The following is an 11,389-nucleotide window of genomic DNA, read 5'->3' as shown; positions in this document are numbered from 1 at the left end:
ATCGCGGGCGGTGTCGGGCGCGATCGCCGTCGACGGCCGTGTGCTGACCACCTGGGGCGAACCCGATCGCGCGGACCTGACCTTCAGCGTCGCGAAGATGTACCTCGCGTTGCTCGCAGGCGTCGCGCACGATCGCGGCTTGCTGCCCGATGTGGACGAGCCCGTGCGTCTGCGCGTGCCGAACATCGGTTTCGACGACGAGCACAACGCAGCCGTCACCTGGGCGCAACTGCTTCAGCAAACCAGCGAGTGGCAAGGCACCTATTTCGGTTTGTCCGACCAGGCCGATCACTATCGCGCCGTTAACTTCGCCGCACCGCCGGATGGCAAGAAGGGCGACTTGCGTCCGTTGCAGCGTCCCGGCACGTACTGGGAATACAACGACGTGCGGATCAACCAGTTGTCGCTCGCGCTGCTTCATCTGTTTCGTCGACCGTTGCCCGAGGTCTTTCGCGAAGCCCTCATGCGCCCGGCCGGCGCCAGCGAAAACTGGCAATGGGTCGGCTATGACAACGCATGGGTCGAGATAGACGGACGGCGCATGCAATCGGTGCCGGGCGGCACGCATTGGGGCGGCGGCATGTCGGTGAGCGCAAACGATCAACTCAAGGTCGCGCAGATGCTGCTCGACGAAGGCGTCGCGAACGGCCGCCGTGTTCTGTCGCGCGAATGGATCGCGCGCATGCGCACGCCTTGCGCGATCGCGCCGTTTTACGGCTATCTCGTGTGGCTCAATACGGACCGCAAGGTGTTTCCGAGCGTGCCGGCATCGAGCTATTTCGGCGTCGGCGCGGGCAGTTCCTTTACGTGGATCGAGCCCGAGCGACGCATGACCGTTGTGGTCCGCTGGTTGAATCCGGCTGCCGCCAACGAGTTCTTTGGACTGGTGCTCGATGCGGTCGATGCCGTCCACAGCGCGTGACATGTTCCGCCGCGAATCGCCAAGTCGAAGTGTGCAGAGGCCGGCGCGATGCCGGCCATCTGTCGTCTAGAACGCGCTCTTGATGACGCCCCCATCGGCGCGCAACGAAGCGCCGGTCGTGGCCGACGCAAGCGGACTGGCGATATACGCGACGAGGGACGCGATTTCCTGCGGCGAACCGAATCGCTTGATGAGCGATGTGGGACGCACCTTCTCGAAGAACTCCTTCTCGAATGCTTCGAACGATTTGCCGTCGGCCTTCGCGAGCGTCTCCACGAATTCGCCCACGCCGCGCGATTTGGTCGGCCCCGGCAGCACGCTGTTGACCGTAATGCCGGTGCCCGCGACGGCTTCGGCCAGCCCGCGCGAGACCGCGAGCTGCGCGGTTTTCGTCACGCCGTAGTGGATCATTTCGGCGGGAATCTGCACGCCGCTTTCGCTCGAAATGAAAATAATGCGCCCCCAGTTCGCCTGCTTCATCGCGGGCAGATACAGGCGCGCAAGGCGTACGCCGCTCAGCACATTGACGTCGAAGAAACGCTGCCAGTCCGCGTCGGGAATCTCTTCAAACGGCTTCGGCTCGAAAATGCCCAGGTTATTGACCAGAATTTCGACAGCGGGATAGCGTCGCGCGAGTTCGTCGGCTGCGGCGGCCGTGCTGAGGTCGCCAGCGAATCCAAGCACGTCGCCGCCGGTGTCCGCTTTCAGTTGAGCGACCACTTCATCCACCGACGACTGCGAGCGGCCATTGACGATCACACGAGCGCCTTCCTGCGCCAATGTGCTTGCGATAGCGAGGCCGATGCCGGCCGTGCTTCCGCTAACCAGCGCGAGTTTGCCTTTCAGGTTCAGGTCCATCAGCAATTTTCCTTTTCCGTGGATGAAATAGAAATGACGGCATCCGGTGTTGAACAACCGGATGCCGTCATGCTGATATTGACATACTCGCTATCTATTCGCGCTCGCCTCCACTAATTCAATGCGCGTTCGAACCAACCGGCGCTTCGCTCGCAGACGCTGGTTCCGCGGCCGGATGCGCGGCCGGCCGCAACTCTTCAATCTCGTCGGTGTTCTCGCGATTCAGCACCACACGGGCTCTATCCATATCGATCTGCCCTTCCCAACGCGCCACCACGACAGTCGCAACGCCATTGCCGATCAGGTTCGTGACCGCGCGCGCCTCGTTGAGGAAGCGGTCGACACCGAGCAGTAATACGAGCCCTTCGACGGGAATCTTGTGCATCGACGCCAGCGTTGCCGCCAATGCAACGAATCCCGCTCCTGCGACACCCGCTGATCCTTTTGACGTCAGCAACAGCACGGCGAGTACGAGCAACTGGTCCCAGATCGACAGATGAATGTTCATGGCCTGCGCGATGAACAACGCCGCCATCGTGAGGTAAATCGCAGTGCCATCCGCATTGAACGTGTAGCCGGTCGGCAGCACCATGCCGACTACCGGACGTGAGCATCCCATCTTCTCCATCTTGATGAGCATTTGCGGCAATACGGCTTCCGTCGACGCCGTGCCAAGCGTAATCAGAATTTCGTCCTTGATATAGCGAAGGAACTTCCAGAGCGAAAGTCCGCATAGCCGCATCACGAAGCCAAGCACGACAACGACAAAGAAAATCGACGTCAGATACAGGCAAAGCATCAGTTCGCCGAACGACGCCAGCGTGCCGATACCGTACTTCGCGATCGTGAACGCCATGCCGCCGAACGCGCCGATCGGTGCAACGTACATGACGATCCGCACCACCCCGAACATGCCCTGCAAGAACATGTCCAGCATGTCGACAAACGGCGCGGTCCGTGGGCCGAGCTTGGCAAGCGAGATGGCGAGAAGAACGGAGAAGAAAATGATCGGCAGCATTTCGCCATTTGCGAATGCCCCGACAATGCTGTTCGGAACAATGCTCATGAAGAACTCGAGCATGCCGTGTTGCTTCGCCGCGTGCGTGTAAGTCGCGATTGCCGCGCCGTCGATATGCGACGGATCGACGTTCATTCCGCTACCCGGCTTGATGACATTGACGACCACCATTCCGATCAAGAGCGCAATCGTCGATGCAACTTCAAAGTAAACAACGGCCTTCACGCCGACTCGCCCCGCTTCATGAAGATCGTTCATGCGCGCAATGCCGACCACGACAGAGGCAAAGATGATCGGTGCAAGCAGCATCCGGATCAGCTTGATGAAGAGATCACCCAATGGCTTGAGTTGCGAGCCAATGTCCGGATAGAAGTGCCCCACCAGGATACCGGCGACGATGCCGATGAGAACCTGCACGTAGAGCTTCGAGACGATTTTCCTGCCTTTCGATACCAGCATGTCTGTCTCCTGTGACTGGCGTCTTCTGGAAAGAGGACGTGCGGCCACAGCGGAGCAATCCGCCCTGGCGACCACGGCTCGCTTTCGCCTTCGTTGTATTTTTTATGTGTGCACCGACGGGCGCCGCCGATGCATTTTTACTGCGAGGTTTTATACGGACAGCTTGCGCATTTCGGCGATCAGATCGGACTTGCCTTCAAAGCCGATACCCGGCAAGTCCGGCATCGTGATGTAGCCGTTGTCGACTTTGACGCCATCGGGGAAGCCGCCATACGGCTGGAACAGGTCCGGATACGACTCGTTTCCGCCGAGGCCGAGTCCAGCCGCGATGTTCAGCGACATCTGATGGCCGCCGTGGGGAATGCAGCGGCTCGGCGACCAGCCGTGCTGACGCAGCATGTCGAGCGTGCGCAGGTATTCGACGAGGCCGTAGCTCAACGCGCAATCGAACTGCAGCCAGTCGCGGTCGGGACGCATGCCGCCGTAGCGAATCAGGTTGCGGGCATCCTGCATCGAGAACAGGTCTTCGCCGGTTGCCATCGGGTTGTCGTAATAGTTGCGCAGCGTGGCTTGCAATTCGAAGTCGAGCGGATCGCCCGGTTCCTCGTACCAGAACAGGTCGTATTGCGAGAGCGCTTTCGCGTACTGAATCGCGGTATCGAGATCGAAGCGGCCATTCGCGTCGACGGCGAGTTTCTGGCCGTCTTGCAGCACGCTGAGAATCGAGTCGATGCGGCGCAGGTCTTCATCGAGCGACGCGCCGCCAATCTTCTTCTTCACGACCGTATACCCGCGGTCGATATAGCTGCGCATCTCGTCTTTCAGCTTCTCGTGATCCTGACCGGGGTAGTAATAGCCGCCCGCCGCATACACGAAGATCTTGCGATCCGGCTGGCCATTGCCATAACGGTCCGCGAGCAACTGGAACAGCGGCTTGCCTTCGATCTTCGCCACTGCATCCCAGATCGCCATGTCGATCGTGCCGATTGCAACCGAGCGCTCGCCGTGACCGCCGGGCTTTTCGTTGGTGAACATGGTCGCCCAGATCTTGTGCGGATCGAGGTTGTCGCCTGCATCGTTGACGAGAGAGGCAGGGTCCGCTTCGAGAATGCGCGGAATGAAGCGCTCGCGCATCAGCTTGCCCTGGCCGTAGCGGCCGTTCGAATTGAAGCCGTAGCCCACCACCGGCTTGCCGTCGCGGATCACATCGGTGATGACGGCGACCAGACTCAGCGTCATCTTGCTGAAGTCGATATACGCGTTGCGGATCGGGGAACTGATCGGAACGGTCTTTTCGCGGATTTCAACGATTCTCACGGCACAGTCTCCAGAGTTTTGGCAGAGGATTGCGATACGTCGATTGCAATATGTGACGTAGCTTAATCGCCGGAAACGCTGCTAAACTGCACTTCGATTCATTTCATTTTTCACATTCGGTGAATACTGCCACCCAACCCGCCACCGACTTCGAGTTTTTCATTCTGCTTGCGAAACTGCGGAGCTTGTCCGGGGCAGCGCGAGCGCTCGATCTGTCGCCGCCCGCCGCGACGAAGCGACTCGGCGTGATCGAGCAGCGCCTCGGCGTGCGCCTCGTGAATCGAACCACACGAAGCGTGAGTCTCACGCCCGAAGGCGAAACGTATCTGCGATATGCGTCGCAAATCGTCGGGCAAGTGCGCGAGATGGAAGAGGCGATTTCGGGAGCGAAGCGCGACCCGCAAGGTCTTCTGCGCATCAACGCGACGCTCGGATTTGGCCGCACGACGATTGCCCCGCTCGTCTCGGAGTTCGCGAAGCGCTTTCCGGCCGTCGAAGTTCAGTTCGAAGTAACGGACCGCCCCGTCGATCTGGTCGAAGGCGCGTTCGATATGGCAATACGATTCGGCGAACTACCGGACAGCCGGCTCAGCGCGCGGCGCATCATGAGCAACCGCCGCTTTCTCTGCGCATCGCCGAAGTACCTGGAGAAGTACGGCACGCCCGAGCGCGTTGACGATCTCGCCGAACACCGCTGCATCATCCATCGGCAAAACGACGATGCGTACGGCGTCTGGCGCTATATCGTCAACGACCATATCGAGGCGATCAAGGTAAAAGGCGCGCTGTCCAGCAACGACGGCGACATCGTGCTTCGCTGGGCATTGGACGGACATGGAATCCTGATCCGCTCCGAATGGGATCTGGCCAAGTACGTGCAGAGCGGACGGCTCAATCTCGTGCTGCCCAACACGGTGCTTCCATCGGCCGATCTGTTTGTCTATTACCCTCGGCAGAAGAACCAGACGGTTCGCGCGCGCGCCTTCATCGACTTTTTGGTCAGCCGGTTTCAGGCGCCGTTCACGCCGGTCGAAACAGGCGTTCAACCGCGTGAACGGAATAAACGAAACGCGCGCAAATGATGGCGACGTGCCTAGTGCCCTGAGCCACTCACGCCGTCGCTTGCTCTACTGCGGCCACGCTCTGTCTGTTTTTATCCATGAACAGCACGGCTATCGTGGCAATCACGGCCGGCGCCGCAATGGCGACGAAGTTCAGCTTCAGCGGCAACGCCATTTCCATCAGAATGCCGATGATGATCGGCGCGAGAATCGCCCCGCTTCGGCCAAACCCCGACGCCCAGCCGATTCCCGTCGACCGGATCGCCAGCGGATAAAACTGCCCCGCATATGCGTAAGTGAGAATCTGCGTACCGATCGTCGACGCACCGGCGAGTCCGACCACGAAGAACAGTACCGGCGTCGGCATCTTGAAGCCGAGCAACGTGATCGACACGGCGGCGAGCGCATACATGCAAGCCAGCACATGCTTGATGTTGAAGCGATCCGCGAGCCACCCGCCGCCGATCGCGCCGATCATCGCACCGAGGTTCAGCACCAGCACGAACGTCAGCGCCGAGCCGAGCGTGTAGCCGGCGCTCGCCATCAATTTCGCGAGCCAGGAACTCAGCGCGTAGACCATGAAGAGGCACATGAAGAAGGCGATCCACAGCATGACGGTGCCGAACGCGCGTCCATCCTGGAACAGCTTGCCGATCGGCGTCGCGCGCGCCGTGCCGCCATCGGACAAAACGAAGCGGTCGTCTTCTGCGGAACGTAATCGGGCACGAGACGCGCGGCGATGGAGCGCAACGCGTCGGTGCGGCCCGTGCGAAGCAGGAACGCCATCGACTCCGGCATCATTCGCAATACGAACGGAATCAGCAGAACCGGCAGACCCGCGGCGATGAACACGGACTGCCAGCCGAAGCGCTCGATCAAACCTTTGCCCAGCAGCGCCGCCAGCATGCCGCCGACCGAATAGCCGCTGAACATCAACGTCACCATCGTGCTGCGGATTTTGCGCGGCGAGTACTCGGACATTTTCGCGACCACGTTGGGCATCACACCGCCGATACCCAATCCGGCGACGAAGCGAAACGCGCCGAACGTCACCGGGTCCCTGGCGAAGCCGGCCGCCGCGGTAAACACGCTGAACAGCAAGACGCAAGCAGCGATCGTCCAGCGCCGGCCGATACGATCCGCGATTGTGCCGAAGATCACCGCGCCGAACATCATCCCGAACAACGCGGTGCTGACCATGAAGCCGGCGCTGGTCGCCTTGATGCCCATCTCCTTCATGATCGACGGCAACGCGATGCCCGCGACCGCCAGATCGTAGCCGTCGAAGATGATCACCAGCGTGCACATGGCGAGCACGATTGCATGTAGACGCGTAAAGCGCGCGTCGTCGCCAAGCTTGTGAATATCGATGTGCCGCATGTTGGTTCTCCTTGAACCGGCTTGAACGAGGCGCACGCGCACGGCGTGCCAGGAACAGGTGTAGCTGGCGGCCTGATTGGGATTGCCGCTCGTGTAAGTGCCCTTGGCGGGATTTCGGCGCGGCTGTATTGCCGTTCGTCAGTTCGATGCACGCGGCGGCAGCGTTAGCCGCATCGCGAAACCCGCCCGCCCCGAGTGAATGCACTATAGAGCACACTTAACATGCACCATAATGCTCGTTAACACTAGCGCAGCGCGTTGCATCGGGTCGACGAGGGCTCGCGGAGGGCCGCTCCGTCGACGGCCGCCGGGCGGCGATATACTCGGCTACTTCAGCCGTCCGCCTTCGTGGGAATCGAATGAATTCATCGCCGACCGACGCGGCCGCCGACGCAGCGCCCAAAGAGCCCGTGCTCGTCGCACTGGGTGAGCGCGTCCGTCTTTTGCGCGCGCGGCGAGGCATGACGCGGCGCGATCTGGCTCATCAGTCGAACGTGTCCGAACGTCATCTGGCCAATCTGGAGATGGGCAGCGGCAACGCGTCCCTGCTCGTGCTCGCGCAACTCGCGCAAACGCTGGGCTGCTCAGTCGCGGCGCTCGTCGGCGATCCGTTGAGTTGCTCGGCCGAAGGCGAGCAGATCCTGGAGTTGTTGCGCGATCAGCCACCGGCTGCGTTGCAGCACTCGCTCGAAACACTCAGGCAGTCGCTCGCCGCCCGTTCCGCGGACCCTGGCCGCTATCGGCGGATTGCATTGATCGGCTTGCGAGGCGCCGGCAAATCGACGCTCGGCAAAATGCTGGCCGATGCAATGGGCTTGCCGTTTATCGAACTCACGCGCGAGATCGAGCGGATTGCGGGCTGCAAGCCGTCCGAGGTTCATGCGCTGTATGGCGCGACCGCCTATCGGCGTTATGAGTTCAGAGCCCTCGAAGAAGTCCTGAAGCGCGAAGCGGAAGCGGTCATCGCGTCGCCGGGTGGACTGGTATCGGAGACGCGCACATTCAACCTGCTTCTGTCGCGCTGCTTCACCGTCTGGTTGCGCGCGACGCCCGAGGACCACATGCAGCGTGTTATCGATCAGGGCGATCTGCGGCCGATGGCAGGCCGAAGCGAAGCCATGGACGACCTGCGCCGCATCCTCGCCGGCCGCTCGGAACTCTATGCGCGCGCGGACGTTGCTTACGACACCAGCGGCAAGACGTTGAAGCAGGCTTATCGAGGATTGCGCGAGCTGGTGACGGCGAGCGTCGAATCAAATACGGGGGATGGCTCTTGGGCGTCAACTTCGACCTGAACGATTTGCAGGCGTTTCGAGCCGTCGTGGAGTTGGGCAGTTTCCGCAAGGCAGCGGAGGCGGTCAATATCTCGCAGCCGGCGCTGAGCCGGCGCATCGAGAAACTCGAAGCGGCGCTCGGCGTGCGGCTGTTCGAGCGGACCACGCGCAGCGTGACGCTGACCACCGTCGGCCGCGTGTTCGCTCCGAGCGCGGAACAGCTTCTCGACGATCTCGACGTCGCCTTGCTTGGCATCCGCGACGTTTCCAGCAGCCGCCTTGGTCATGTGACCATCGCCTGCGTGCCGTCGGTTGCGTACTATTTCCTGCCGAGCGTCGTTGCCGCCTATCACGCCCGCTATCCGCGCATCCGCGTCAAGCTGCTCGACTCGAGCGCGAACGAAGTGCTCGGCTCGGTCATCAGCGGCGAAGCCGACTTCGGCGTCAGCTTCATGGGCAGCCAGGAGCCCGAGGTGGAGTTCAAGGTTCTGCTACAGGAAAGGTTCGTCGCGGCATGCCGGCGCGATCATCCGCTCGCCCGCAAGACGCGCGTGTCCTGGAGCGAGCTTTATGAACACGAATACGTTTCCGTCGACAAGACATCCGGCAACCGCCTGCTGCTAGATCAGGCGTTGACCAGCGTGGCGCCGCCCGTGCCGAGCGTCTGCGAGACGCGCCATGTGACCACCCTGCTCGGCCTGATCGAAGCGGGACTCGGTGTGGCCGCGGTGCCTTCGATGGCGATGCCGATGCGCGATCATCCCATCTTGACCGGCGTGCCGCTCGTCGATCCGGTCGTGACGAGGCGCGTCGGCATTCTCAAACGCCGCGGCCGCCCGCTTGCGCCGGCCGCGCAACAGTTCCATCAGATGATTCTCGAGGCCAGACGCAGCAGCACGGCGCGCGCGGCCAAGAAGACTTCGAAATGACATTGGCCAGGCCATTGCGGCTGCTTTACGTGCAGGTGCTGCTCGGCATGGCGCTCGGCATGACCGTCGGCCATGTGTGGCCGCAGATCGGCGCATCGCTCAAACCGCTCAGCGATGCGTTCGTCGCGCTGGTACGCATGATGATCGCGCCGATCGTGTTCTGCACGATCGTCACCGGCATTACTTCGCTCGCGAGCGGCTCGAAGATCGGCCGGACCATCCTGAAGGCGCTGGCGCTCTTCTACTGTCTGACCATCGTCGCGCTCGTTCTCGGGCTCGGCACCGCGTTCGCGCTGCATCCGGGCGCGGGAATGCACATCGACGCGCATCATCTGGATACGGCCATCCTCGCGCACTATTCGGCGCGCACCGAGTCGCACGGACTCGTCGAATTCGCGCTGCATGTGATTCCGCAGACGCTCGTCGGCGCGTTCGAGAAAGGCGAAGTGCTGCCGGTTTTGCTGCTCGCCCTTCTGTTCGGCTTTGCATTGAACGCGAGCCCAACAGCCGGGCGGCGGGTGCAGGAAATGATCGACAGTGTCGCGGACGTGCTCTTCCGCATCCTCGCGATGATCATGCGGCTTGCGCCCGCCGGCGCGTTCGGCGCGATGGCGTTCACGGTCGGCCGCTTCGGCATTCGTTCGATCGGCTCGCTCGGCATGCTGATGCTGTCGTTCTACGTGGCGTGTCTGCTGTTCGTGATCTGCGTGCTCGGTCCGCTCGCGCGGCTGCATGGCTTCTCGCTGTGGAGGCTGCTGCGCTACATTCGCGAGGAACTCGTGATCGTGCTCGCGACGTCGTCGACGGAACCGGTGTTGCCGCGCCTTATCGTCAAGCTCGAAGCGCTCGGCTGCGACAAGGGCATCGTGGGTCTCGTGCTGCCTGCGGGCTACTCGTTCAACCTGGACGGCACGGCGATCTACCTGACGCTTGCCTCGATGTTCATCGCTCAAGCCTGCGATGTCCCGCTCTCCGGCGGCCAGATCGCGACGATGCTCGCCGTCATGCTGCTGACGTCGAAGGGCGCGGCGGGCGTATCGGGCAGCGGGCTCGTCGCGCTCGTCGCGACGCTCGCCGTGATTCCCGACTTGCCGCTTGCGGGTGTCGCGCTGCTGGTCGGAATCGATCGATTCATGTCCGAAGCGCGCGCGCTGACGAGTGTGATCAGCAACGCGTGCGCGGTGATCTTCGTATCGATGTGGGAGCGTGCCTGCGACCGGACGCGTCTGGGAGAAGCATTGAGCCTCGCGCACGCGCCGGAAGAAGCATTCGATCAGCCCGCCGATCTGCCGGGCTGAGTGCTTGCCTTCAATGATTGCGTTGAATGGTTGCCTTCGTCAGTGCGAGGCGACGGAATCGAGCCCGGTCGATCGCACTTCCGGCTGCGCGGCGGGCGACGCAAGATACTCAAGCAGCGCTTTGGCCTCCTTCGGATGCTGCGCGCCGACCGGAATGCCGGCCGCGAAGCGCGTGACAGACTGCAGCGACTCCGGAATCTTGCCGACGTACGCCGCGCCCTTCACGGGCAGCAACTCGCTCACCTGCTGAAATCCCAATTCGTAATCGCCGCTTGCAACGACCGACGCCACCGGGATCTTCGGGATCATTTTCGCCTTGCCCTTCATCTGTTCCTCGATGCCGAGCCGCTTGAACAGTTCGCGCTCGACATACACGCCGCTTGCGCTGTCCGAGTAAGCGATCGAGCGGGCATGCAGCAAGGTTTGCTTAAGCGCCGCCTCGGAGCCGATGTCGGGCTTCGGCGAGCCCTCACGCACGACCATGCCGATGCGCGAATCCGCGAGTTCGACGCGCGAATCGGGGATCACCTTGCGCTGCTTGATGAGGTCGTCGAGTGCATAGCCGACCATGATGACCACGTCGGCCGGCTCGCCGCGTTCGAGCCGGTTCGGAATGGCTTCGGGCGACTTGCCCATCGACGGGCCGAACGCGGTATCAAGTGTATTGCCCGTCGACGCCGCGAATTGCGGTCCGAGCACTTTGTAGGCGGCCGTGAAGCCGCCCGAGCTCATCACGCGCAGATCGGCGGCCTGCACATTCGTCACAGCGGCGGCGCTGCCGAGCAACGCCACGGTACACAAGTTCAGGAAGAAGGATTTCATGGTCGGAAGAATGTCAGTGTGAAGTCCGAACGAGCGACGCAGCGATGCATC

9 protein-coding genes and 1 pseudogene are annotated in these 11,389 nt (G+C 62.0%); 5 read left to right on the top strand and 5 right to left on the bottom strand.

Translation table 11 applies throughout. The features are described 5' to 3' along the window. On the top strand, positions 1–922 hold a 922-nt coding region (locus BGRAMDRAFT_RS27280), incomplete at its 5' end, for a serine hydrolase domain-containing protein (RefSeq protein WP_044021906.1). A gap of 66 nt (positions 923–988) precedes the next feature. On the opposite strand, the gene BGRAMDRAFT_RS27275 is transcribed toward BGRAMDRAFT_RS27280, so the two are convergent. The 3 genes from BGRAMDRAFT_RS27275 to BGRAMDRAFT_RS27265 form a co-directional block, all read right to left on the bottom strand. Continuing rightward, a complete protein-coding gene (locus BGRAMDRAFT_RS27275; protein WP_006052123.1) occupies positions 989–1,780 on the bottom strand; it encodes an SDR family NAD(P)-dependent oxidoreductase in 792 nt (263 codons plus the stop codon). A 118-nt stretch (positions 1,781–1,898) separates the two neighbouring features. Next, positions 1,899–3,257: a C4-dicarboxylate transporter DctA gene (dctA, locus tag BGRAMDRAFT_RS27270; protein WP_006052122.1), complete on the bottom strand. Its 1,359-nt coding sequence runs from the start codon at positions 3,255–3,257 to the stop codon at positions 1,899–1,901. 150 nt (positions 3,258–3,407) lie between these two features. Then, entirely contained in the window at positions 3,408–4,574 is a 1,167-nt protein-coding gene (locus BGRAMDRAFT_RS27265) for a mandelate racemase/muconate lactonizing enzyme family protein (protein WP_006052121.1), read from the bottom strand. Between the two features lie 119 nt (positions 4,575–4,693). Between BGRAMDRAFT_RS27265 and BGRAMDRAFT_RS27260 the strand changes: the two genes are divergently transcribed. Next, on the top strand, positions 4,694–5,656 hold the full coding sequence (locus BGRAMDRAFT_RS27260) for a LysR family transcriptional regulator (RefSeq protein ID WP_006052120.1): 963 nt from the start codon (positions 4,694–4,696) through the stop codon (positions 5,654–5,656). 28 nt (positions 5,657–5,684) lie between these two features. Here the strand turns inward: BGRAMDRAFT_RS27260 and BGRAMDRAFT_RS27255 are convergent. Further along, a pseudogene (locus BGRAMDRAFT_RS27255) lies at positions 5,685–7,015 on the bottom strand (MFS transporter). 359 nt (positions 7,016–7,374) lie between these two features. On the opposite strand from BGRAMDRAFT_RS27255, the gene BGRAMDRAFT_RS27250 reads away from it, so the two are divergent. Genes BGRAMDRAFT_RS27250 through dctA (BGRAMDRAFT_RS27240) form a run of 3 tightly spaced genes read left to right on the top strand, consistent with a single transcriptional unit; the run spans position 7,375 to position 10,516 of the window. Then, positions 7,375–8,310, top strand: coding sequence for a helix-turn-helix transcriptional regulator (locus BGRAMDRAFT_RS27250; RefSeq protein ID WP_006052117.1), 936 nt, complete (start codon positions 7,375–7,377; stop codon positions 8,308–8,310). Then, positions 8,289–9,218 (top strand): LysR family transcriptional regulator, encoded by a 930-nt coding sequence (locus BGRAMDRAFT_RS27245; protein ID WP_006052116.1) that lies wholly within the window; start codon positions 8,289–8,291, stop codon positions 9,216–9,218. The genes BGRAMDRAFT_RS27250 and BGRAMDRAFT_RS27245 overlap by 22 nt, the downstream gene beginning before the upstream one ends. Then, on the top strand, positions 9,215–10,516 hold the full coding sequence (gene dctA, locus BGRAMDRAFT_RS27240) for a C4-dicarboxylate transporter DctA (RefSeq protein ID WP_006052115.1): 1,302 nt from the start codon (positions 9,215–9,217) through the stop codon (positions 10,514–10,516). The genes BGRAMDRAFT_RS27245 and dctA (BGRAMDRAFT_RS27240) overlap by 4 nt, the downstream gene beginning before the upstream one ends. A 39-nt stretch (positions 10,517–10,555) precedes the next feature. On the opposite strand, the gene BGRAMDRAFT_RS27235 is transcribed toward dctA (BGRAMDRAFT_RS27240), so the two are convergent. Beyond that, complete coding sequence (locus BGRAMDRAFT_RS27235; RefSeq protein WP_006052114.1) at positions 10,556–11,338, bottom strand: substrate-binding domain-containing protein; 783 nt, start codon at positions 11,336–11,338, stop codon at positions 10,556–10,558. Between the last annotated feature and the right edge of the window lie 51 nt (positions 11,339–11,389).

Source organism: Paraburkholderia graminis C4D1M, assembly GCF_000172415.1.
Taxonomy (GTDB): Bacteria; Pseudomonadota; Gammaproteobacteria; order Burkholderiales; family Burkholderiaceae; genus Paraburkholderia; species Paraburkholderia graminis.
The sequence above is the reverse complement of the archived record's forward strand: the minus strand, read 5'-3'. Positions and strand labels throughout refer to the sequence as shown.